A 367-nucleotide genomic window follows, 5' to 3' on the forward strand; every position below is an offset into this window, starting at 1 on the left:
ATCCTATGGTATTCACTCAAGGGGTTGCACGAATCTTTAATATGTTTGGTCGAGGAATGTACCCTTAGAGGTGACGAACCTAGATACAAAAAATGCCACACTCTGTGTTAACGCCATTCGCTTAAGAGCGAGTGGCGTTCTTCTGTCTAACTCTCGTCGGGTATTTTGCCGTCTTTTTTAACACGGCACGAGGATAAGGCTTCCTCTTCCTTTTTTCTGGAAGAATAAGCCGCTTTCCACTCTCTCGCAGTGTCTTTAAGGCTTTGGGAATAGTTCCTGGGCTCCTTCCGTCTGACCAGATGAACTCATCTTGTATCAAGTAAAGGGCATTTATAAAACTTACTCTTAGCGGTGGGACATTATGAGC

At 44.4% G+C, this 367-nt stretch carries 1 pseudogene; it reads right to left on the bottom strand.

The features are described from left to right. Positions 1-121: 121 nt before the first annotated feature. Positions 122-367 (bottom strand): annotated as a pseudogene (locus tag AB4585_RS29140) (Mobile element protein); the annotation flags it as partial.

The organism is Vibrio sp. 10N.222.49.C9, from assembly GCF_041474985.1.
Classification (GTDB): domain Bacteria; phylum Pseudomonadota; class Gammaproteobacteria; order Enterobacterales; family Vibrionaceae; genus Vibrio; species Vibrio crassostreae_C.